Origin of the sequence: Variovorax sp. V93 (assembly GCF_041154485.1) — a bacterium.
GTDB lineage: Bacteria > Pseudomonadota > Gammaproteobacteria > Burkholderiales > Burkholderiaceae_C > Variovorax > Variovorax beijingensis_A.
Genome location: NZ_AP028669.1, coordinates 2,978,756 through 3,001,010 on the forward strand (window position 1 = coordinate 2,978,756; position 22,255 = coordinate 3,001,010).

22 protein-coding genes are annotated in these 22,255 nt (G+C 69.6%); 3 read left to right on the plus strand and 19 right to left on the minus strand.

What is annotated here, in order from left to right; translation table 11 throughout:
* Positions 1-35 precede the first annotated feature (35 nt).
* The gene (locus tag ACAM54_RS14190) at positions 36-263 is read left to right on the plus strand and encodes a hypothetical protein (RefSeq protein WP_369647963.1); all 228 of its coding nucleotides are present in this window, start codon (positions 36-38) and stop codon (positions 261-263) included.
* Between the two features lie 9 nt (positions 264-272).
* Here ACAM54_RS14190 and ACAM54_RS14195 read toward each other — a convergent pair whose 3' ends face one another.
* Positions 273-1,460: a PLP-dependent aminotransferase family protein gene (locus ACAM54_RS14195; protein WP_369647964.1), complete on the minus strand. Its 1,188-nt coding sequence runs from the start codon at positions 1,458-1,460 to the stop codon at positions 273-275.
* A gap of 139 nt (positions 1,461-1,599) precedes the next feature.
* Between ACAM54_RS14195 and nth the strand changes: the two genes are divergently transcribed.
* Positions 1,600-2,247: an endonuclease III gene (gene nth / locus ACAM54_RS14200; protein WP_145746559.1), complete on the plus strand. Its 648-nt coding sequence runs from the start codon at positions 1,600-1,602 to the stop codon at positions 2,245-2,247.
* A 16-nt stretch (positions 2,248-2,263) separates the two neighbouring features.
* On the opposite strand, the gene ACAM54_RS14205 is transcribed toward nth, so the two are convergent.
* The 10 genes from ACAM54_RS14205 to ACAM54_RS14250 all read right to left on the minus strand — a co-directional run bounded on the left by ACAM54_RS14205 (position 2,264) and on the right by ACAM54_RS14250 (position 15,173).
* Positions 2,264-3,163 carry an SDR family NAD(P)-dependent oxidoreductase gene (locus tag ACAM54_RS14205; RefSeq protein ID WP_369647965.1) on the minus strand — a complete coding sequence of 300 codons (900 nt, stop codon included), beginning with the start codon at positions 3,161-3,163 and terminating at the stop codon, positions 2,264-2,266.
* A 45-nt stretch (positions 3,164-3,208) separates the two neighbouring features.
* The gene (locus ACAM54_RS14210; protein WP_369647966.1) at positions 3,209-4,093 is read right to left on the minus strand and encodes a helix-turn-helix domain-containing protein; all 885 of its coding nucleotides are present in this window, start codon (positions 4,091-4,093) and stop codon (positions 3,209-3,211) included.
* A 44-nt stretch (positions 4,094-4,137) separates the two neighbouring features.
* On the minus strand, positions 4,138-4,692 hold the full coding sequence (locus ACAM54_RS14215) for a histidine phosphatase family protein (protein ID WP_369647967.1): 555 nt from the start codon (positions 4,690-4,692) through the stop codon (positions 4,138-4,140).
* The gene (locus ACAM54_RS14220) at positions 4,689-5,483 is read right to left on the minus strand and encodes an adenosylcobinamide-GDP ribazoletransferase (RefSeq protein ID WP_145746556.1); all 795 of its coding nucleotides are present in this window, start codon (positions 5,481-5,483) and stop codon (positions 4,689-4,691) included. Before ACAM54_RS14220 ends, ACAM54_RS14215 begins: the two co-directional genes overlap by 4 nt.
* Positions 5,484-5,487: 4 nt before the next feature.
* Complete coding sequence (gene cobT, locus ACAM54_RS14225) at positions 5,488-6,534, minus strand: nicotinate-nucleotide--dimethylbenzimidazole phosphoribosyltransferase (protein WP_369647968.1); 1,047 nt, start codon at positions 6,532-6,534, stop codon at positions 5,488-5,490.
* Entirely contained in the window at positions 6,531-7,970 is a 1,440-nt protein-coding gene (locus ACAM54_RS14230; protein WP_369647969.1) for a cobyric acid synthase, read from the minus strand. Before ACAM54_RS14230 ends, cobT begins: the two co-directional genes overlap by 4 nt.
* Before the next feature lie 86 nt (positions 7,971-8,056).
* Positions 8,057-9,544: an efflux transporter outer membrane subunit gene (locus tag ACAM54_RS14235; RefSeq protein ID WP_369647970.1), complete on the minus strand. Its 1,488-nt coding sequence runs from the start codon at positions 9,542-9,544 to the stop codon at positions 8,057-8,059.
* A 30-nt stretch (positions 9,545-9,574) separates the two neighbouring features.
* Positions 9,575-12,850: an efflux RND transporter permease subunit gene (locus tag ACAM54_RS14240; protein ID WP_145746552.1), complete on the minus strand. Its 3,276-nt coding sequence runs from the start codon at positions 12,848-12,850 to the stop codon at positions 9,575-9,577.
* A 40-nt stretch (positions 12,851-12,890) separates the two neighbouring features.
* Complete coding sequence (locus ACAM54_RS14245) at positions 12,891-14,141, minus strand: efflux RND transporter periplasmic adaptor subunit (protein WP_369647971.1); 1,251 nt, start codon at positions 14,139-14,141, stop codon at positions 12,891-12,893.
* 150 nt (positions 14,142-14,291) lie between these two features.
* Positions 14,292-15,173, minus strand: a complete 882-nt coding sequence (locus ACAM54_RS14250; protein ID WP_145746550.1) for an alpha/beta hydrolase — start codon at positions 15,171-15,173, stop codon at positions 14,292-14,294.
* A 183-nt stretch (positions 15,174-15,356) separates the two neighbouring features.
* Between ACAM54_RS14250 and ACAM54_RS14255 the strand changes: the two genes are divergently transcribed.
* Positions 15,357-16,271 (plus strand): LysR family transcriptional regulator, encoded by a 915-nt coding sequence (locus ACAM54_RS14255; protein WP_369647972.1) that lies wholly within the window; start codon positions 15,357-15,359, stop codon positions 16,269-16,271.
* A gap of 16 nt (positions 16,272-16,287) precedes the next feature.
* On the opposite strand, the gene ACAM54_RS14260 is transcribed toward ACAM54_RS14255, so the two are convergent.
* The 8 genes from ACAM54_RS14260 to ACAM54_RS14295 are packed head-to-tail and all read right to left on the minus strand — an operon-like array spanning position 16,288 to position 22,255.
* Positions 16,288-16,764: an OsmC family protein gene (locus ACAM54_RS14260; RefSeq protein WP_369647973.1), complete on the minus strand. Its 477-nt coding sequence runs from the start codon at positions 16,762-16,764 to the stop codon at positions 16,288-16,290.
* A gap of 41 nt (positions 16,765-16,805) precedes the next feature.
* Positions 16,806-17,537: an LrgB family protein gene (locus tag ACAM54_RS14265; protein WP_369647974.1), complete on the minus strand. Its 732-nt coding sequence runs from the start codon at positions 17,535-17,537 to the stop codon at positions 16,806-16,808.
* The gene (locus tag ACAM54_RS14270; RefSeq protein WP_369647975.1) at positions 17,534-17,887 is read right to left on the minus strand and encodes a CidA/LrgA family protein; all 354 of its coding nucleotides are present in this window, start codon (positions 17,885-17,887) and stop codon (positions 17,534-17,536) included. The genes ACAM54_RS14265 and ACAM54_RS14270 overlap by 4 nt, the downstream gene beginning before the upstream one ends.
* 16 nt (positions 17,888-17,903) lie before the next feature.
* The gene (locus tag ACAM54_RS14275) at positions 17,904-18,929 is read right to left on the minus strand and encodes an aminotransferase class I/II-fold pyridoxal phosphate-dependent enzyme (RefSeq protein ID WP_369647976.1); all 1,026 of its coding nucleotides are present in this window, start codon (positions 18,927-18,929) and stop codon (positions 17,904-17,906) included.
* On the minus strand, positions 18,926-19,870 hold the full coding sequence (gene cbiB / locus ACAM54_RS14280) for an adenosylcobinamide-phosphate synthase CbiB (RefSeq protein WP_369647977.1): 945 nt from the start codon (positions 19,868-19,870) through the stop codon (positions 18,926-18,928). The genes ACAM54_RS14275 and cbiB overlap by 4 nt, the downstream gene beginning before the upstream one ends.
* 3 nt (positions 19,871-19,873) lie before the next feature.
* On the minus strand, positions 19,874-20,443 hold the full coding sequence (cobO, locus tag ACAM54_RS14285) for a cob(I)yrinic acid a,c-diamide adenosyltransferase (protein WP_369647978.1): 570 nt from the start codon (positions 20,441-20,443) through the stop codon (positions 19,874-19,876).
* Positions 20,444-20,468: 25 nt separating this feature from the next.
* The gene (locus ACAM54_RS14290) at positions 20,469-21,248 is read right to left on the minus strand and encodes an ABC transporter ATP-binding protein (RefSeq protein WP_145746542.1); all 780 of its coding nucleotides are present in this window, start codon (positions 21,246-21,248) and stop codon (positions 20,469-20,471) included.
* Entirely contained in the window at positions 21,245-22,255 is a 1,011-nt protein-coding gene (locus ACAM54_RS14295) for an iron ABC transporter permease (protein WP_145746541.1), read from the minus strand. Before ACAM54_RS14295 ends, ACAM54_RS14290 begins: the two co-directional genes overlap by 4 nt.

Here is a 22,255-nt window from a genome sequence, read left to right on the forward strand (position 1 = left end):
AGTCGGCGGTGGTTCAAACGAAAGCAGGTGAAGACATGGCGCGCGCAAACGACTGGGCAAGCAAGGTGATGGCATTGGTCAACGGCGGCAACGCAACGGCGGCCATCGCGCAGATCAAGGTCGCACCCTCGGTCAAGGACCTGAAGGCGCTGCAGACCATCATGACGCTATCGAAAATGAAAGGCCGCCATCCGAACGTGGATGCGGCCATTGCGGACAACCTGGCGCTGCTGGCGGCGCCGCGCCTGCACCGCTCGCCCTGAGCCGCAGGCCTACAGGGCCTGGCCCAGGCGCTTCACGCCCTCTTCGATCTTGGCCACGTCGGCCGTCGCAAAGCTCAGCCGCAGCGTCGCGACATCGGGCTTCTCCGCAAAGAACGGCGCTCCCGGCACAAAGGCCACGAGCTTCTCGATGGCACGCTTGGCCAGTTCGTTGGCATCGGCCAGCTTGCCGTTGGCGCCCGTGAGGCGGGCCCAGAAGAACAGGCCGCCCTGCGGCTGCGTGAAGCTCACCGCGTCGCCCAGCTCGCGCTTGAGCGCCGCGCCCATGGCCTGCGCACGCTGGCCGTACACCTCGCGCACATGCGCCAGCGTGGCCGGCATGCGGCCGCTCTTGAGGTACTGCGCGGCCGTGGCCTGCGAGAAGGTGCTGGTGTGGGCATCGCTGAACTGCTTGCACATCGTCGCCTTGGCCAGCAGCTCGGCCGGCGCGATCATCCAGCCGATGCGCAGGCCCGGGCTCAGCACCTTGCTCAGGCTGCCGCAATGCGCGAGCAACTCACGGCTTCCGGGCACGTCCTTGCTCAACGCGAGGATCGAGGGCGGCGGCGCTTCGCCGAAGTAGAGGTCGCCGTAGGGATCGTCCTCGACGATCAGCGTCTGGTACTTGACCGCCAGTTCGAGCACCTTCCTGCGGCGCTCCAGGCTCAGCATGGCGCCGCTCGGGTTGCCGAAGGTGGGAATCAGGTAGACGAACTTGGGCTTGTGCTCGGCGATGAGTTTTTCGAGCTCGTCGGTCTTCACGCCGTTGGCGTCGATGGGCGCGCTGATGAGCTGCGCACCGTACAGGCGGAAGCACTGGATGGTGGCCAGGAAGGTCGGGCCTTCGACGATCACCTTGTCGCCGGGCGAGATCATGGTCTTGCCGAGCAGGTCGAGCGCCTGCTGGCTGCCGGTGGTGACGATCAGGCCGCTCGGGTCGACGTCGACACCCTTGGTCTTCATGAAGGCGCCGAGCTGCGTGCGCAGCGGCTCGTAGCCCTCGGTGGCGCCGTACTGCAGCGCACCGCCGGGCTCCTCGGTGAGCGCCTTCTGGCTCGCCTCCTTCAGGCCCTCCACGTCGAACATGGCGCTGTCGGGGAAGCCGCCCGCAAAGCTGATGATGCCGGGCTTGCCCAGCAGCTTGAAGAGTTCGCGGATGGCGGAGGTTTCGACGTTGTCGAGGCGGGAAGCGAATTGCATGGGAAGTCTCACTTTCTGGGCGCTATTGTGGCGAAAGCTGCGGGCAACAAAGCTGCGTAAGGCTATCGCCTTTCAACGATATATTGCGTCCGTCGGTGCTCGCCTTCCATGGCAAGACGGGCGCCGCGCTTCCAGCCCCATGAAAAAAGACAACATTCCCCTCTTCTTCGCCACCTTGCAGGCGGCCAATCCCACGCCCGAAACCGAGCTCGAGTACGCCACGCCGTTCGAGCTTCTTGCCGCCGTGCTGCTCTCGGCGCAGGCGACCGACGTGGGCGTGAACAAGGCCACGCGCAAGCTGTTTCCGGTGGCGAACACGCCGCAGGCGATGCTCCGGCTGGGCGTGGAGGGCCTGGAGGATTACATCAAGACCATCGGGCTGTACCGCAGCAAGGCCAAACACCTGATCGAGACCTGCCGCATCCTCGTGGAAAAGCACGGCGGCGAAGTGCCGCGCACGCGCGCCGAACTCGAGGCGCTGCCGGGCGTCGGCCGCAAGACCGCCAACGTGGTGCTCAACGTGGCGTTCGGCGAGGCGACGATCGCGGTCGATACGCACATCTTCCGCGTCGGCAACCGGACCGGGCTTGCACCGGGCAAGACGCCGCTCGAAGTGGAGCTCAAGCTCGAAAAACGCGTTCCGTTCGAATTCCGGCTGCATGCGCACCACTGGCTGATCCTGCACGGTCGCTACATCTGCGTGGCGCGCACGCCGAAGTGCTGGGAATGCGCAGTGGCGGCGTATTGCGACTACAAGCCGAAGACGCCACGGCCCAAGTCGGCCTGATTCGGCCTTTTCACCGCTAGATCTCGAATGCTTCAGGCTGGCGGCCATCCACGTCGGTGAAGCCGTATTCGCGCGCCAGGTCGACCACACGGTGCACGCCGCCGCTTTTCTCGAGCACCCGCGCGTCGCCCGCCAGCGCGGCCACCGCGCGGCCGAGATAGCGCGGCGATTCGGTCCGTGCCAATGCCGGGCGCTCGCGCCAGTGCGCCTCGTCGGTCTTGTGGCCGGCCAGCACGAACTCGGTCCGCATCCAGCCCGGCGACACGGCCAGGGAGGCGACGCCGTGCGGGCGCAGCTCCTGCGCCATGCCGAAGGCCAGCCGGGTCATGGCCGATTTGGCGAGGTCGTAGAACAGGTTCCCGCGCAGGTAGTTGCCGCGGTCCCAGAAGGTGGTGGTCACGATCAGTCCGCTCTTTTGCGCCACCATCACCGGCGCGGCGAATCGGCTGGCGAGCAGGTGGTTGCGCACGCCGCGGTCAAACATCGAGTCCCAGTTGGCAAGCGGATGCTCCCAGAACGGCGCCTCGAACACGCCGGTGAAAGTCTCGTGGCCGCCCCAGGCGTTGTTGACGAGCAGGTCCACACGGCCTTGCTCGCTCTGCACGCGCGCAAAGAGCTGCTTCACCTCATCTTCCTGCGTGTGGTCGCAGCGCACCGCGATGCCGCGGCCGCCCAGGCGCGTAGCCTCGCCGGCCGTTTCGTCGATGCTGCCCGGCAGGGCTTCGAGCTCCGAGAGCGCGAGCAGCTGGCCATAGGTGTTGGCCGGCCGCTCGCGCGTGCTTCGCCCGGTGACGTACACGGTGGCGCCCGCGGCGCCCAGTTCCAGCGCAATGCCGCGCCCCGCGCCGCGGCTGGCGCCGGTCACCACGGCCACGCGGCCCTTCAGCGGCTGGTTCCTGCTTTCGGCTTCTTGCATCGTCCTGTCCTTTTGTTGCGAGTGGGAAGCGACGGTAAGGCGGCGTCAATCCGCCGTCTTGGAAGAACCCGAAATCGCGCGGTCCAAAAACTCCGTCGGCGTGAGGCCGCAAAGCGCCTGGAACTCGTTGATGAGGTGCGATTGGTCATAGAAGCCGCCATCCAGCGCAAGGCTTGCCCAGGCAGGCTCGCGCTGCAGGCGCAAGGCGCGCAGGCAGGCATGCAGCCGCGCAAGCCGGCTCCAGGCTCGTGGCGACAGGCCCACGTGCTGCCGAAAGACCTGCTGCAGCCGCCGCTCGCCAAGGCCGACGGCAGCCGCCACCTCGCGCAGCGGACGCCGCCCGCCCGACATGGCGATGAGCTGCGCCGCGCGCATCGCCGCCGCGTGGACGGCGCCGTCGCCATCGGCCAGCCGGCGCTGCAGGGCCGCACACAGCACCGAAACGCGCGATGCGTCGTCCGGCTGCAGGGCGATGCGCTCCAGCAGTTCGGCACCACGGCCGCGCCACAGTTCGTCCAGGTGCACGGCGGTGCCCGCGATCTCGCTGGCCGGCCTTCCCAGCAGCGCCGCGGCCGCGCCGGGGTGCAGGGTCACCGACAGCCCTTCCATCTTCCGGCGCAGGCGCACGAGGGCCGGCGCCGCCGACGCGCCGATCGCCTCGACCGCATGCCCGGCACTCTCGCCTGCCGAGGGTGCATCGCCCAGGTTGAAGACCAGCCGAACCGCGCCGTCGGGCAGCACGCGCTCCAGGACCTCGCGGCCCTCGGGCAGCGTTTCCCTGTAGAGGAGAATGTGCGCAACGTGCATCCGCAGCGGCCCGGCGACCGGAAAGGCGCGCAGCGTGCCCGCGGGCATGCCGGCCTCCGGCCCGTGCAAGGGGTCGTCGTCGAGGCGCAGGTACAGGCGTTCGTTCTTGGGCAGTGTCGGCATCGCGCTGGCAGACCGTGGCGCGCGGCAGCGGGTGCCGCCGTGCATCAGCTGCATTCGATCAGCCGGCACGCCCCATAGTCAATGGGCGCCGACGGCCACTGCGCGGCATCGTCGACACGCCGCACGCCGCGGTGCAGCAGTTCCACGGCCCGCATCACGCCCGCATGCGTGACCCACGCCGCGTCCTGCCCCGACGCGCGCCAGTCGTCGAAGGCCGTGCCGATGCGCTGCATGAAGCGGGCCGTGCTTTCGCCATGCCCGCCCGGAATCCCTTCGGCGAAATTGCAGGTCCACGCCTCGAACTCGGCACGCGCGATCGACGACCAGGGCCGACCTTCCCAGCTGCCGAAATCCATCTCGGCGAGGCGCGGGTCGGCGCGTGTGGCAAGGTCCGGGCGCAGCCTGCCGATGGCTTGCGCGAGTTCGGCGCAGCGCCTCAGGGGCGAGTGCGCCAGCACAAGGTCCGCGGGCAGGCGCGAAGCCACCGCATGCGCCACCGCCAGCGTCGCCTCGGCCGGCACGCCCACGTCCGCGCTGCCGTAGCAAAGACCCGGCGCGGCCTCGGTCTGCGCATGGCGCACCAGCCACAGCTGCTTCATGCCTGCCAGGCCAGCGCCAGGTAGATCGCGAGCTCGCACAGCTGCTGCGTCGCGCCGAGCCCGTCGCCGGTGAATCCCTGCAGCCGGCGCCGGAACACGCGCGCCATGAGCAGCGCCGCCAGAGCGCATGCGACTGCCATGGCGATCGTTCTTGCAGGGCCCTGCGTCAGCAGCACCAGCGCGGCGGCAGGCACCGACCAGAGCATCCCCACCAGCAACGCGCCGCCGCCGATCGCATCGGCCAGTGGCTTGGCCTTGCTTGCGCCGCTGTCGCCCACGTACGGCAGCCAGCGGATCAGGAACAGCGGCGCCAGGCGCGACAGCACATGCGCGCCCACGATGGCACCGGCCACCGCCTGCGCGCCCTGCCCCGCCATCGACGCGAGCAGCGCGGCCTTGAGCCCGAGCGCCAGCACCAGAGCAATGGCGCCGAAGGCACCGATGCGCGAGTCCTTCATGATCTCGAGCGCGCGGCTGCGGTCGGCCGATCCGCCCAGGCCGTCGGCCACATCGGCGAGCCCGTCTTCATGAAAGGCACCGGTCAGCAGCACCGTGGCGGCCATGCTCAGCAGCGCCGCGGCCAGTGCACCGGCCACACCCGGCAAGCCCTGCAGCGCGAGCACGAAAACGGCCGCGCCCACGCCACCCACGAGCCATCCCACGCCCGGAAAATGCGCCGCGCTTGCACGCAGCATCTGCGGGCTGAAGCCGATCCATTCGGCGAGCCGGCCGGTCACCGGCACGCGCGTGAAGAACTGCAGCGCCAGCAGATAGTGGCGGACACCGTTCATGGGTTCAACTGTCCTTGCGCGACACGCCGGCAGCTTCGAAGCTGGCCATCTCGCGCAGGATGCGGCAGGCCGACTCGAGCAGCGGCCAGGCCAGCGCGCCGCCCGAGCCTTCACCGAGGCGCAGGTCCAGGTTCAGCAAAGGCTCGAGCCCCAGGTGCTTCAGCAACAGCGCATGCCCGGGTTCCGCCGAGCTGTGCGCGGCCACGCAGCGCTGCGCCACATGCGGCTGCAGCGCCTGCGCGACGAGCACCGCGGCGCTCGCGATGAAGCCATCGACCACGATCACGCGCCGCTCCTGCGCCGCTTGCAGCACCGCGCCGACCAGCGTGGCGATCTCGAAACCGCCGAACGCCGCGAGTGCATCGAGCGGCTCGCTCGCAGCCGCATGCAGCGCCAGCACGCCGCGCAGCACCTGCCGCTTGCGCGCAAGCCCCGCGGCATCGAGCCCGGTGCCGGAGCCGGTGCAGCCGTCGATATCCAGCCCCGCGAGCCGCGCAAGCAGCAGCGCCGCGGCCGAGCTGTTGCCGATGCCCATTTCGCCGAGCAGCAAGGCGTTGCCGGGCAGTGCGCGCACCACCTCGCGGCCGTTGGCGATGGCTTGGGCGCACTGCGCCGCCGTCATCGCGGGGCCGGCCGATGCATCGGCCGTTCCGGCAGCAATCCGTCGCGACACCAGCCCCGGTCGGGCCTGGAAGTCGCGCCGCACGCCGCAGTCGACCACGGTAAGCGCCAGCCCGTGCTGGCGCGCCAGCACGCTGACTGCCGCGCCGCCGGCCAGGAAGTTCTCGACCATCTGCCAGGTCACATCGCTCGGATAGGCCGACACGCCGCGTGCCGCCAAGCCATGGTCGGCCGCGCACACCAGCATCTGGGGTGCCTCGAGCACCGGCGTCTCGCTGCCCAGCACGAGGCCGATGCGCAAGGCCAGGCTCTCGAGGCGGCCGAGCGCGCCGAGCGGCTTGGTCTTGTTGTCGAGCGCCGCTTGCAGACGCGCCGCGAGGGCGTCATCGTGGATGTCGGAGATGGAAGGAATCTGGTTGTTGTCGGTCATGCGATCAGGCCTTGCAATACGCCGGCCTCGAAGTGGGTGTCTATGAAATCGGCCAGGCCGTCGAAGGTGGCGTCGAGCGTGGGTGCCGCGGCGCCGAAGAGTGCGTGCAGTGCGGCCGCGTCCTCGAACAGGCCGTGCAGGTAGAGGCCCAGCACGTTGCCGCGCGCGTTCTGCCAGGCCAGGCCCCCGGGCATCACGGCACGGCCGTCCTGCGCCATCTGCGGGTGGATCGCGGTCTGGCCGTGATGAATCTCGTAGCCGGCCACCGGCACGTTCGAGAGCGAAGCCCATGCACCGCTCAGTTGGCCGAAGGCGGCGGCCCGGTGGCGCACCGTCTTTTCGCGCTCGAACACGGTCACCAACGGCAGCAGGCCCAGGCCGGGCGCATTGCCGTCGATGCCGTGCGGATCGACCAGCGCCTCGCCGAGCATCTGCAGGCCGCCGCAGACGCCCAGCACGGCACCGCCGCCGGCCGCGTGCGCGGCGATGGCGCGGTCCAGCCCCTGCGCGCGCAGCCATGCGAGATCGCCGCTGGTGTGCTTGGAGCCGGGCAGCACGATCCAGTCGGCACCGGCCACGTCCGCCGGCGTGCGCGCCCAGACCAGGCGAACGCCGGGCACATTCTTGAGCGGCTGGAACTCGTCGAGGTTGCTGATGCGCGGGTACACCACCACAGCCACGGTACGGGTCACCGGGCCGCTCGCACGGCTGCGGTCGTCGAATACGCCGTCTTCCTCGGGCAAGCCGTGCTGCCACCACATCGGCAGTGTCGCGACGGTGGCGATGCCGGTCAGCGCCTGCAGCTGCTGCGGCGCCGGCGCCAGCAACGAGGCATCGCCGCGGAACTTGTTGAGCACGAAGCCGCGCAGCAATGCGCGATCGCTCTCGGGCATCAGTGCCCAGGTGCCGTACAGATGCGCGAAGGCGCCGCCGCGGTCGATGTCGGTCACCAGCAGGCAGCGGGCGTTCGCGTGGCGGGCCACGCGCAGGTTGACGATGTCGCTCGCCATCAGGTTGATCTCGGCCGGCGAGCCGGCGCCTTCGATCACCACCACGTCGTTCTCGGCACGCAATGCGTCGAGCGCCTGTGCAATCTGCGGCCAGACGCGCTCGCTGCGTCCCCGCCAGGGCATGGCCGTGAGTTCCGCGCTCACCTGCCCCATCAGCACCACCTGGCTGTGGGTGTCGCGCTCGGGCTTGAGCAGCAGCGGGTTCATGCGCACGTCGGGCACGGCGCGCGCAGCCAGTGCCTGGAAGTACTGCGCGCTGCCGATTTCGCCGCCGTCGACCACGCGGGCGTTGTTGCTCATGTTCTGCGCCTTGAAGGGCGCCACCTTCCGGCCCTGGCGCGCGTACCAGCGGCACAGCGCGGCGGTCAGCCAGCTCTTGCCGGCGCCACTGGTCGTGCCGAGAACCATCACGCATCGGGTTGTCATGCGGCTATTGTCCGTTGTCGCCGCAGCCCTCTTGCGGCAGCCGCGAAGAGGCAAAGAAAAAGGGGCTTGCGCCCCTTGTGTTTCTTTCAGCGTGCCGCGGTCTGTACCGCGCCTGCCCCGCCCTGGGGCTGCGCCCCTGCGGTGGCCGCCGGCACCTCCCACCCGCCGCCGATGGCGCGGATCAGCCCCACGGCCGCCTGGTATTGCGCCGACTTCACCTGCAGCGCCTGGCGCCGGTTGCGCAGTTCGCTGCGGCGGGCGTCGAGCAGGTCGAGCTGGCTGATGTAGCCGTTGCGGTAGCGCGTGTCCGACAGGCTGGTTGCGCGCTGCGCCGAAGTGACGGCCTGCGCCTGCACGGTCGACTGCTCCTGCAGGATGCGGATGGCGGACAGCTGGTCCTCGACCTCCTGGAACGCCACCAGCACCTGGTTGCGGTAGTTCGCGAGCGCGCCGTCGAGCTGGGCGTTGGCGCCCTGCACGCCGGCTTCGCGCCGGCCGCCGTCGAAGATCGGCAGCGAAAGCAGCGCACCCACGCCCCACGAGCGGGCCGACCACTTGAACAGGTCGCCGATCTCGGGCGATGCGTAGCCGGCGGCGCCGGTCAGCGAGATGTCCGGGAACCAGGCAGCCTGCGCCACGCCCACGCGGGCCTGCGCCGCGAGCACGGCGTTCTGCGCAGCCGAGACGTCGGGGCGGCGCGTGAGCACCGTGGCCGGCACGCCGGGCGGCACGGACGGCAGCGCGGTGGCCCAGTCGTCGGTGCGCAGCCCGAAGCTCGAGGCCGAATCGCCCACCAGCACCGCGAGCGCATGCTCGACCTGGGCGCGTTGCCGGTCGAGCGCGAGCGCGTCCGACTCGGTGGACGACACCTCGGTCTGCACGCGCGCCACGTCGAGCTCGGCGATGTCGCCGGCCTGCTGCCGGCGCTGCGAGAGGCGCAGCGTGTCGCGGTAGGCCTCGACCTGCTCGCGCACCAGCGCGCGCTCGGCATCGAGTGCGCGCAGCTGCAGGTAGGTCTGGGCCACCTCGGCCTGCACCGCAAGGCGCGTGCTTTGCAGCAGGGCCTCGCGGCTCTGTGCGTCGAGCTTGGCCGCGTTGCTCGCGCCCGAGAGGCGGCCGAACAGGTCGACCTCGTACGAGAACGTGGCGCCGATGTTGGTCATGGTGGCTGGCCGGGTGCTGGCCGTGGCCTTGTCGAGGCCCGCGCCGCGGTTGGCGCCCGCGCCCAGGCCGATCTGCGGCATGCGGTCGGCGTTGGCGCTGCGCGCGAGGGCGCGGGCTTCCGCGAGCCGGGCCGCGGCGGCCTGGATGTTGTTGTTGTTGACGTCGGCCTTCTCGACCAGCGCATTGAGCACCGGGTCGTTGAACGCCAGCCACCAGGCGCCGCGCGCCTGCGCCTCGGAGGGCACGGCACGCGTCCATCCGGCCGGCGGGGCGGCACCTTGCTCCTTGAACTGGGCCGTGGTCTGGATCTCCGGCACGCCGGAGGGCACGCTCGCGCAGCCGGCCAGCGCCAGGGCCGCCACCAGCGGCAGCAGAGCGTTGCGGACCATGGGTTGAAATGCGAATTTCATAATGAACTTTCTTCTTGGTCGACTGAGCGATCAGTCGTGCGAAGGACGCGGTGAGGCCGGCACCGGGTGCAGCCCGCCACCGCCCGAACCGCCGTGCGACGAGGGTGCCGGGGCGACCGGATGGCCCGCAGAGACAAACTCCTCACCATGCGGCACTTCGCCATGCAGCTTGAGCGCGCGGTTGCCCGCCAGGCGGCGCAGCAGCACATAGAACACCGGCGTCAGGAACAGGCCGAAGGCCGTCACGCCGATCATCCCGGCGAACACCGCCACGCCCATGGCCTTGCGCATCTCCGAGCCCGCGCCGGTCGACAGCACCAGGGGCAGCACGCCCATCACGAAGGCCAGCGAGGTCATGAGAATCGGGCGCAGGCGCAGGCGGCTGGCTTCGATCGCGGCCTGGATCGGCGTGCGTCCGGCGAACTCGAGCTCGCGCGCAAACTCCACGATCAGGATCGCGTTCTTCGCACTCAGCCCCACCAGCACGATCAAGCCGATCTGCGTGAAGACGTTGTTGTCACCCCCCGATATCCATACCCCGGTCATCGCGGCCAGGATGCCCATGGGCACGATCAGGATGATGGCGATCGGCAGCGTCAGGCTTTCGTACTGCGCGGCCAGCACCAGGAACACCAGCAGGATGGCCAGCGGGAACACCAGGAAGGCGGAGTTGCCGGCCAGGATTTCCTGGTAGGTCAGCTCGGTCCACTCGAAGCTCACGCCCTTGGGCAGCGTCTCGGCCGCAATCTTGGTGATCGCGTCCTGCGCCTGGCCCGACGAGTAGCCCGGCGCCGGGCCGCCGTTGATGTCGGCTGCCAGGTAGCCGTTGTAGCGCATGGCGCGTTCCGGCCCGAAGGTGGAATTCACCTTCATCAGCGCCGACAGCGGCACCATCTCGCCCGTGGTCGAGCGCACCTTCAGCATGCCCACGTCTTCGGCGCGGGCGCGGTACGGCGCATCGGCCTGGACGCGCACGGAGTACGTACGGCCGAACTTGTTGAAGTCGTTCGCATACAGGCTACCCAGGTAGATCTGCATGGTGTCGAAGATGTCCGTCACCGGCACGCCGAGCTGGCGCGCCTTGGTGCGGTCGATGTCGGCATACAGCTGCGGCACGTTGACCTGCCAGCTCGTGAACATTCCCGTGAGCTCGGGCGCGGCATAGGCCTTGGCCATGAAGGCCTTCACCGCCGCGTCCATCTGGTCGTAGCCGACCGAGGCGCGGTCTTCGATCTGCAGCTTGAAGCCGCCCGTGGTGCCCAGGCCCGCCACCGGCGGCGGCGGGAACATCACGATGAAGGCGTCCTGGATGCTGGCGAAGGCGCCATTGAGCTGCCCGGCCACCGCACCGCCGCTCTGGTCGGGGCGCTTGCGCTGGTCGAAGGGCTTGAGCGTGGCAAACACGATGCCCGAGTTCGAGCTGTTGGTGAAGCCGTTGATCGACAGGCCCGGGAAGGCGATGGCGTCTTCCACGTTCGGGTTCTTCTTCATGATCTCGCCCATGCGCTGGATCACTTCGTCGGTGCGGTCGAGCGTGGCGCCGTCGGGCAGCTGGGCAAAGCCGATCAGGTACTGCTTGTCCTGCGCCGGCACGAAGCCGCTGGGCACGGCCTTGAACAGGCCGAAGGTCACGCCGATCAGCGCGAGGTAGATCACCAGCATCAGCGTCTTGCGCGAGATCACGCTCTTGACGCCCCCGCTGTAGGCTTCCGAGCCGCGGCTGAAGAGCTTGTTGAAGCCGCGGAACAGCCAGCCGAAGACACGGTCCATGCCGCGCGTCAGCGCATCCTTGGGCTGGTCGTGGCCGCGCAGCAGCAAAGCGGCGAGCGCGGGCGACAGCGTGAGCGAGTTGATCGCCGAGATCACCGTCGAGATCGCGATGGTCACCGCGAACTGGCGATAGAACTGGCCCGTGAGGCCGCTGATGAAGGCCAGCGGCACGAACACGGCCACCAGCACCAGCGCGATCGCGATGATGGGCCCGGACACTTCGCGCATCGCGCGGTACGTGGCCTCACGCGGCGTGAGCCCCGCCTCGATGTTGCGTTCGACGTTCTCCACCACCACGATGGCGTCGTCCACCACGATGCCGATCGCCAGCACCAGCCCGAACAGGCTCAGCGCATTGATCGAGAAACCGAGGACGTGCAGCACCGCGAAGGTACCGATCACCGACACCGGCACGGCCAAGAGCGGAATGATCGACGCGCGCCAGGTCTGCAGGAACAGGATCACGACCAGCACCACCAGCAGGATGGCTTCGAGCAGCGTGTGGATCACCGATTCGATGGACGCGCGCACGAACTGCGTCGGGTCGTAGGCAATGCGGTACTCGAGGCCTTCGGGCATGTTCTTGTTGAGCTCGGCCATCGTCTTGCGCACGTTGGACGAGATGTCGAGCGCATTGGAGCCCGGCGCCTGGAACACGCCCATGCCGACGGCCGGGTCGTTGTTCAGCAGCGAACGCAGCGAGTAGTCGGCGGCGCCCATCTCGAGGCGGCCGATGTCGCGCAGGCGGGTCACGGCGCCGTCAGTGCCGCTCTTGACGATGATGTCGCCGAACTCTTCCTCGCTCTGCAGGCGCCCCTGCGCATTGATGGACAGCTGCATGTCCACGCCCGACAGGCCCGGCGATGCGCCGACCACGCCGGCCGCGGCCTGCACGTTCTGGCCGCGGATGGCAGCCACCACGTCGCTGGCCGAGAGGCCGCGCTGCGCGACCTTCTGCGGATCGAGCCAGACGCGCATGGAATAGTCGCCGCCGCCGAAGATCTGCACCTGGCCCACGCCTTCGATGCGCGCGAGCGGATCCTTCACGTTCAGCACCGCGTAGTTGCGCAGGTAGTTGATGTCGTAGCGGTTGTTCGGCGAGACGAGGTGGACCACCATCGTCAGGTCGGGCGCGCTCTTGACGGTCGTGATGCCGAGGCGGCGCACTTCTTCCGGCAGGCGCGGCTCGGCTTGCGAGACGCGGTTCTGCACGAGTTGCTGGGCCTTGTCGGGATCGGTGCCGAGGCGGAAGGTGACGGTGAGCGTCATCACGCCGTCGGTGGTGGCCTGGCTGCCCATGTAGAGCATGCCCTCGACGCCGTTGATCTGCTCCTCGAGCGGCGTGGCGACGGTTTCGGCGATCACCTTCGGGTTGGCGCCCGGGTACTGGGCGCGCACCACCACCGAGGGTGGCGCGACTTCGGGGTACTCCGAGATCGGCAGCCCGCGCAGCGCGATCAGGCCGGCTATCAGGATCAATAGCGACAGCACGCCGGCAAAGATCGGCCGGTCGATGAAGAATTTAGAGAGATTCATGTTGTTTCTCCGGCGAGCGCAAGAGCGCTCCCCTCCGAGTTCAGGACTTCGCGGCTTCCGCGACGCGTTCCGGTTGTTGTTGCTTGGTGTCGGCCTTGGCGTCCATCGTCACGCTTTGCGGCACCACCAGCGCACCGGGGCGGATGTGCTGCAGGCCATTGACCACCACGCGGTCGCCGGCCTTCAGGCCCTTGCTCACGACGCGCAGCCCGTTGATCGATGCGCCGAGCGTGACTTCGCGGTACGTGGCCTTGTTGTCCTCGCCCACCACCATCACGAACTTCTTGTTCTGGTCGGTGCCGATGGCGCGCTCGCTCACCAGCAGTGCCGAGTCGCTGCGCGCCTGGCCCATGCGGATGCGGGCGAATTGGCCCGGAATGAGGCTGCCGTCCTTGTTGTCGAACGAGGCCCGCACACGCACGGTGCCGCTGCGCGCATCGACCTGGTTGTCGATCAGCTGCAGCTTGCCGGTGAAGGGCGTGCCTTCGAGGCCGGCGGTGCCCATCTGCACGGGAATGCTCTCGATCTGGCCGCGGGCGCTGGCGCCGCTCGGCAGGTCCTTCAGGGCGCGCGTGATCACCTGCTCGTCGGCGTCGAAGCTCGCGTAGATCGGGCTCACCGACACCAGCGTGGTCAGCACCGGCGCGCCGGGACCGGCGGCCACCAGGTTGCCCATCGTCACTTCGAGCTTGCCGATGCGGCCCGCGACCGGCGCACGCACCTGGGTGTAGCCCAGGTTCAGCCGCGCCGATTGCAGCGACGCCTGGGCGGCGCGCAGGTTGGCTTCGGCTTCACGCGCAGCGTTCACGCGCTCGTCGTATTCGCGCTGGGCGATGGCCTGCTGGTCCCACAGGCGCTTGGCGCGTTCCTGCTCGCTGCGGCTGAAGGCCTGGCGCGCCTGGGCCGAGGCCACCTGCGCTTCGGCGCGCTCCACCTCGGCCGCGTACGGCGCGGGGTCGATGGTGATCAGCAGGTCGCCCTGCTTGACCAGTGCGCCTTCGCGGAAATGCACCGACTGCACGGCGCCCGCCACGCGGGAGCGCACGTCGACGCGCTGCACCGCCTCGAGCCGGCCCGAGAACTCGTCCCAGGCATTGATCTCGCTCGAAGCCACGGTGGCCACCGACACCGGCGTGCCCTGCTGCGCCGCGGCCGGTGCCGTGGCCTCGGCCTTGAAGCTGTGCATGCCGAGCACCGCGGCGGCCACCGCCAGCAGCGCGGTGAGGCCGGTCACTGCGGGCCACAGGCCCTTGCGGGCGGCGGAAGAAAGGTTTTGCTTGTTGTTCGACATGATGGTTCGTCCTTCTCGATGACTTCTTGGGATGCAACAGGCCATCCCGGCGCTTTTGGCGCCAGGAGGCGGAACTCGAAAATGACCGGGGTTACCGGCGGGCCGAGGGGCGGCGTCGCGTCGTCAGCAGGGCTGCCGCGACCGGCCCGCCTAGCTGGGCTTGGGTGCTACCGGGGGCGGCGTGGTGGCACTGAAAAATTCGCGGAAGTGCTGCTGCACGCTGGCTTCGCAGGCCTTGCAGCCCGAGGGCTCGGGGTCGTAGAGCGCCTTGGGCCAGTTGGCAGCGCCTGGCAGCACGCTGCTCGTGACGTCGATGCCGGCCGCGCGCAGGCGCCCGGCAAAGGTCATGGCCTCGTCGCGCATGGCGTCGTCGGCCCCCACCAGCACCAGCGCCGGTGCCAGGGCACCGAGCCGGAGCGATCCGCTCGGCACGGCGTAGGGATGGGTGGCGTTCGACGGGCAGCTCAGGTATTTCTCCCAACCCTTGGCCCAGCGGCACTCGGCCTCGTCGTTCGTGGCCTTGCGCAGCGATGCCGTGCCCGCGCACGGGTCGAGCATGGGCGACAGCAGGATCTGCCCGGCCAGCGGCGGATGCGCCCGGTCGCGGGCGATCAGCGCCACCCCGGCGGCCAGGTTGCCGCCGGCCTCTTCGCCGGCCAGGTACACCTGGGCACCCTTGCCGCCGAGCTTCACGCGCTGCTTGTAGAGCCACTCGAGCGCGGCATAGCCCACTTCGATGGGCTCTGGGAACGGCGACTCGGGCGCCAGCGGATAGTCCACCGACACCACCACCGCACCCGCACCGGCCAGCAGCCGGGCCACGTTGCGGCCGTTGTCCAGGTTGCCGCAGATGAAGGTGCCGCCATGGAAGTGCAGCACCAGCGGCACCGTCTCGCCGCGCGGGCGCTGCCCATAGACCCGGGCGCCCACGGGCTCGCGGCCGGGCAGCTCGATCGACAGATCGGCTTCCACGCCTTGCGCCGCGGCGAGAGCAGCGGCTTCGGCAGAGCGGGACGATGGGCGCGGTGACATGGGGGCAACCTCAGGAGGATTGGCGATAGTCGAAATATAAGGCGGCCAGTGTGGCGTTAAACAGGCAAGCTGCCCCTACTCTGTTTCCAAACGGCTAACAATCCAGGAAACGCCGGGGATTGTCACCTTGTGTGAGAATCCGCGTCCTCCCGGCAATGGCCGGGCTCCCAGGAACAGTCATCAATGGATCAAATCCAGGCAATGCGGATCTTCGTCCGCGTGGTGGAAGCGGGCACGTTCACCCGGGCCGCGGACTCGCTCGCCCTGCCCAAGGGAACGGTCACCAAGCAGATCCAGGCGCTGGAATCGCGCCTGCGGGTGAAGCTGCTCAACCGCACCACGCGGCGCGTCACGGTCACGCCGGACGGCGCGGCCTACTACGAGCGCGCGGCACGCCTGTTGAACGACTTCGACGACATCGAAGCCAGCATGACCAACGCGCAGGCCAACCCCACGGGGCGGCTGCGCATCGACGTCGGCACCTCGGTGGCGCGGCTAGTCATCCTGCCCGCGCTGGCCACCTTCTGCGACCGCTATCCCGAGATCCAGCTCGACCTGGGCGTGAGCGACCGCACGGTCGACCTCATCAGCGACAACGTCGACTGCGTGATCCGCGCCGGCGAGCTGAGCGACCAGTCGCTGGTGGCCCGGCGCATCGGCACGCTGCACTTCGTGACTGTGGCCTCGCCCGCCTACGTCAAGCGCTACGGCATTCCGCAGCATCCGAACGACATCGAGAAGCGCCACCACGTGGTGAGCTACTTTTCGGGCAGCACGCGGCGCACCTATCCGCACGAGTTCAGGAAGGGCGACGAGTACATCGAGCTCAACGGCCCCTACCGCGTGTCGGTCAACGAGAGCAACGCCCACATGGCGGCGGTGCTCGGCGGCTTCGGCATCTCGCAGTGCATCACCTTCATGGCCGAGCCGCTGCTCGCAAGCGGCGAGCTGATCGAGCTGCTGCCCGACTGGCAGCGCGAGCCGCTGCCGATCCACGTGGTCTACCCGCCCAACCGCCACCTGAGCGCGAAGGTGCGGGCCTTCGTGGACTGGGCGGCGGAGCTGTTCGCGAAGAACCCGCGGCTGCAGCGGCGCTGAACGCGCTCGCCCGTCCTCAATCGCCCGCCGCGAACACCGGCTCGCAGCGCACCTCGGTTTTCACCGAGTTGGCGATGAAGCACTCTTCGTGCGCTCGGTGGTGCATATGCTCGACCTGCTCGCGCGTGGGCAGGTTCCCGCCGGAGAACGTCACCTCGGGACGCAGCGTGACCACCGTCATCGCGAGCTTGCCTTCGGCGTTCTTTTCCATGAGGCCGCTCGCCGCGTCGAAGTAGCGGTCGACGATGAACTTGCGCTTCACCGCCATGGTGAGGAACCACAGCATGTGGCAGCTCGAGAGCGATGCGACAAAAGCTTCTTCAGGATCGACCGCCGCCGCGTCGGAGAACGGCAGCGGCACCACGTGCGGCGACGAGGAACCCGGCACCTCCGCGCCGCCATCGAAGCGCAGCGAATGCCTTCTGCTGTAGCTGTTGCCGAGGAAGTCCTGGTCGCCTCGCTGCCAGAGGATTTCTGCGGTGTATCGGGCCATGCCTTGCTCTCCAGAGCCAAAAGAGGAGGCGCCATTCTGCGTCAGAAGAAGCCGGCGAGCCTGATCAGCAACGGCACCAGCAGCGCCGTCGCGATGCCGTTCAGCCCCAGCGCCAGCGCGGAGAACGCGCCCGCCGTTTCGTTCACCTGGATGGCGCGTGCGGTGCCGATGCCGTGCGCCGCCATGCCCACTGCAAAGCCGCGCACCGCGGGCTCCTTGATGCGCAGCAGGTTCAGCAGGCCCGTGGCCATGATCGCGCCCGAGATGCCCGCCACGGCGGCCGCCACCGCGGCCAGCGACGGCAGCCCGCCGATCTTCTCGGCCACGCCCATCGCGATCGGCATGGTGGCCGACTTGGGTGCGAGCGACATCAGCAGCTCATGCGATCCCCCTAGCGCCCAGGCAATGCCGATGGCCGACACGATGGCCGCCGCCGAGCCCACCAGCAGCGCCACGCCGATTGGCAGCCACAGGCGGCGCAGCCGCCCGAGCTGGCCATAGAGCGGCACGGCCAGCGCCACGGTGGCCGGCCCGATCAGGAAGTGCACGAACTTGGCGCCTTCGAAATACGTGTCGTAGGGCGTGCGCGTGACGAGCAGCACGCCCACGATGACGATCACCGAGACCAGCACCGGATTGACCGCCGGGTTGGCACCGCTGCGCCGGTGCAGCCACAGGGCGCCCAGATAGGCCAGCAGCGTGAGCGACAGCCACAGCAGCGGCGACTGCGCCAGGAAGACCCAGATCTCGGACAGCTTGGCGGGCGGGGTCATTCGGCATCCTTGCCGGTGATGCGGATCATCCAGCGCAGGGTGAGCGCGGTCACGGCCATGGTGAAGGCCGCGCCCACGATGCCCGCCGCAAGGAACGGAAGCCATTCGCGCCCGACGCGTTCGAAATGCAGCATCACGCCGGTCACCGCAGGAACGAACAGCAGCATGAGGTTGCGCAGCAGATGGCCGGAGGTCTCGTTCAGCGCCTCGGGCACACCGCCGCGCACGAGCAGCACGATGAACAACAGCAGCATGCCGATCAGCGGACCGGGAATCGGCAGGCCCAGCCACTGCACGAGCAGTTCGCCGGCCAGCTGGCAAAGAAAGAGCGTGGTGATGGCGTAGAGCATGCGGATGTCCTGGCTTTCAAGGTTCGGCCGAAGCCGCGGCGCGCGCCCAGGCCTCTTTCAGCGCCTGCTGGCTCTGCGGCGGCAGCACACCGAGCCGCACATGGCCCGGCAGGCCGAATGATGCACAGTCTCTCAGCTTGATGCCTTCGGCGCGCAGCCGGGCGGCCCGCTGCGGGTATGGCGCATCGGTGCGCGCGCAGAAGAAGTTGGCGTCGCTCGGCAGGCACTGCCATCCCATCGATTCGCAAAGGGCGCGCTGCTGCGCTTTCCATTCGCGCAGGGTGCGCAGGCTTCGGGCGAGCCAGGCTTGGGCGGCGTCGCCGGTCCAGGTCTCGAGCAGCGCCACGCCGTGCGCGCCCACCGGCCACGAGGGAGCCAGCCGCTCGAGGCGCTGCTTGAGCGGCGCGGCGGCATCGCCTTCGGGCGCGATGGCATAGGCGGCACGGACGCCCGTCAGGCCCATCGCCTTGTTCGGCGTCCACAGCTGCCAGACGCGGTTGCGCTGCGCTGCGTCGAGCGATGCCACGCCTTCGAGGCGCAGCGCTTCGTAGGCCAGGTCGAGCACGCAGGTGCCACCGGCCGCGGCGTGCTGCGCGAGATCGGGCTGTGCCTGGCCCAGCGGGCTCGAAGGCTCGCAGCACCAGCGCAGCGCCGCTTCGCCGCACGGCGCCGGCGGCCGCAGCACCTGAAGGCCCCAGGCCGATGCCGCACGCTCGTAGTCGCCGTAGCTGTGCGCCGGCAGCAAGACCTGCCGGCCGCGGCCCTGCACAAAGGCGGCGCTGATGCGGTGGATGAATTCGCTGGCACTGGCCGCGATCACGATGCGTTCGTCGGCCACGCCATGAAACTTTGCCAATGTTTGGCGCAGCGCCGTGTAGCCCGGGTCCGGATAGTGCGCAGCATCGGCCGCACGCAGCGCGGCAAGCACCGCGGGGCATGAGCCCGTGGCGTTGCCATTGGTCGAGAAATCGTGCCAGGCGGCGCCGGCCGCGTCGGGGCCGCCGTGCAGCAGGCCGGTGGATGTCGTGTGTTCCGGTGTCATGCCCTGGGGATTGCCGCGAAGAAGATCGCCAATGATGCACAAGCGGCCGTTGCCAGCACTGCCCTGCCGCCCCACTGCGCGGCCTGCTGCGTATCGGCCGCATCGGCGGGCCGCCCTTCGGCATTCAATGCATAGACGCCGGGCTTGGCGAGCCGCACGCCGAGCAGCAGCGCCATTGCCGCCATCGGCCAGCCGCTGTTGGGCGAGGGCGTGCGCTGCGCCTCGCGCGCCACGCCGCGCGGCCAACGCCATGCCGCAAGCGCAAGCAGCAGCACCGTGAGCCGTGCCGGCAGCCACGAGAGCACGTCGTCGGCACGCGCGGCCCATTTGCCGAACCAGGTCCAGTCGCGGCCATTGCGCTCGCCGCGATAGCCCCACATCGCATCGGCCGTGTTGGCGAAGCGGTAGACCGCCGCGCCCGGCAGGCCCAGCAGCACGAACCAGAACAGCGGCGCCACGAGCGAATCGTTGAGGTTCTCGGCCAGCGATTCGATGGCGCTTTCGCGCACCCCGCGCTCGCCGAGCGTCCGGACATCGCGGCTCACCAGCCGGGCGAGCTGCGCGCGGCCCGCCTCCAGTGACACGGACAGCGCCGCCTCCACGGCAAGTACTTCGGCGCGCAGCATGCGCCATGCGAAGAGCGGTTTCAGCGCCAGGGCCAGCACCAGGGCTTCTGCCCAGCCGGGCAGCCATTGCGCGGCGCTTGCCTGCAGTGCCAGCGCCAGCGCGCCGACCAGCATCGCGCCCACGCCCCAGGCCAGCGCGCCGGCCAGGAACAACGGCAGGTCGCGCGGCTTTGCATCGGCCGGCCGCGGCGCCATGCGGGCGCCGATCGAGCCGAGGTAGCGCCCCATCCACACCACGGGATGCCAGCGCGCAGCGGGTTCGCTCAGCCAGCGGTCGATGGCCAGTGCGAGCCACAGCGCTGCGACGGCGAGCACCGCTCAATCCTCGATGCCGCGCTGCGCCGGGATGCCGGCCTTGAATGCGTGCTTGACCATGGCCATCTCGGTCACGGTGTCGGCCAGCTCGATGATCTCGGGCGGGCAGCGCCGTCCGGTGAGCACCACATGCACGTGGCTCGGCCGTGCGCGCAGCGTTTCGAGCACGCCTTCGAGCGGCAGCCAGCCGTAGATCAGCGGGTAGGTGATCTCGTCGAGCACCACCAGGAAGAACTCGCCCGAAAGAATGGCCGCCCTGGCTTTTTCCCAGCCGTCGCGCGCGAGCTGGGCCGAGCGTTCGAGGTCCTGGCTCTTCCAGCTGAAGCCGTCGCCCAGCCCCTCGATCGGAATGCCGATCTGCTCGAACATGCGGTGCTCGCCGAAGCGCGCCGAGGGCACTTTCATGAACTGGTAGATCTTCACCGCCTTGCCGCGGCCGTGCGCGCGCAGCGCCAGGCCGAAGGCCGCGGTGCTCTTGCCCTTGCCGTCGCCGGTGTTGACGATGACGATGCCGCGGCGTTCGCCTTCGGCCTTGTCGTACGGCTTCTCGCTGGGGGGAGTTTCGATTTGCATGATGCGGGCTCCGTGTTGATGTGGGTCAGTTCGGCAGCGCGATCCACTGGTCGGCCACGCGGTGCACGCGGATGCGGTGGTCGAACACCTGTTCAAGCGCCGCGTGGGTGGCCGGGTCGCTGCTGCCGCCGTGGTGCACCACGCGCCCATGGTTCATCACCACCAGCTCGTCGGCGGCCAGCGCCATCGGCAGTTCGTGCAGCACGCTGACCACGGTGCGGCCCTGGGCCACCAGCGCACGCGTGGTCTGCATCCAGTCGGCCTGGTGCGGCGGGTCGAGGTTGGCGAGCGGCTCGTCCATCAGCAGCAGCTCGGCCTCGACCGCGAGCGCGCGCGCCAGCAGCACGCGCTGGCGTTCGCCGCCCGAGAGCTGGCCGAGCGGCCGTTCGCGCCACTCCCAGGCCTGGGTGCTGCGCAATGCGCGCTCCACCGCCGCGCGGTCGGCCGTGCTCGGCGCCGCGAGCCAGCGCTGGTGCGGCAGGCGGCCGAGCATGGCGACGTCGTACACCATCAGGTCGTCGGCGCTGCCCTCGCCCGCCGCGCCGCTCTGGCCCAGCCACGAAAGGCGCTGCGCGCGGATGCGGCCCGGCACCCTGGCCGATGCGTCGCCGAAAAGAAAGACTTCGCCGCGGTGCGCGAGCAGGCCCGCCAGCGCCTTGAGCAAGGTCGACTTGCCCGCTCCGTTCGGCCCGACCACGCTGGTCCAGCGTGCGGCGCCGAGCTTCAGGTCGATGCCGTGCAGCACCTCGGTGTTGCCCAGCGTGGCGCTCAGGCCGCGGGCTTCGAGTGCGGGAATCCGGCTCATGCCACACCGCCCCGAGCACCGCGCCTGTGCATCAGCCACAGCAGGTAGCTGCCGCCGAGCACGGCCGTGAGCACGCCCACGGGCAGTTCCTGCGGCGCGATGAGCCAGCGCGCCAGCAGGTCGGCGGCCATCAGCAGCAGGCCGCCCATGGCTGCCGACAGCACGATCAGCCCGGCGTGCGTGGTCTTGACCACGGAGCGCACGAGGTGCGGCGCGGCCAGCCCCACGAAGGCGATCAGGCCGGTCTGCGCCACGGCCGCGCCGGTGGCCAGTGCGAGCACCACCACCAGCGTGGCGCGCATCGCGCCCAGCGGCAAGCCGAGGCTGCGGGCCGTCGCTTCGCCGAGCGCCAGGCCGTCGAGCACCGGCGCAAGCGCCCAGCCCAGCAGCAGGCACACCGCGCCGACCGCGGCCATCACCGCGCAGGCGCTCCAGCCGACCAGGCCGGTGCTGCCGAGGATGAAGCCCTGGATGGCCTGCAGGATGTCGGCCGAGGCGATGGTGATCAGGTCCTTGGCGGCGCCGAGCACCACGCCGACGATCACGCCCGCGAGCAGCAGCCGCAGCGTCTGCTGCACGCCGCGCGCGAGCACCAGCGTGAGCATCACCGCGAGCACCGCCCCCACGAAGGCCGCGCCCGTGAGCCCCAGGCGCATCGCCCATTGCGTGCTGGCGGCCGAGCCACCGAACAGCAGCAGCGCCACCGCCACGCCGAGCGAGGCGCCCGAGGCGCTGCCCAGCAGATAGGGATCGGCCAGCGGGTTGCGGAACAGGCCCTGTGCCACCGAGCCCGCGAGCCCGAGCAGCGCACCCGCGAGCCAGGCGCCGAGCGTGCGCGGCAGCCGGATGTCCCAGACGATGCGCAGCGCCACCGGATCGCGCCACGCCGCCAGCAGGCTTTCGAAGCCGGTGCTGCCGATGCCCAGGCCGAGCAACGCCAGCGCACCGCCCAGCACCAGCAAGGCGATGCCGAAGAGCCAGACGCGGCGCTGATGGCGTGTGTGCAT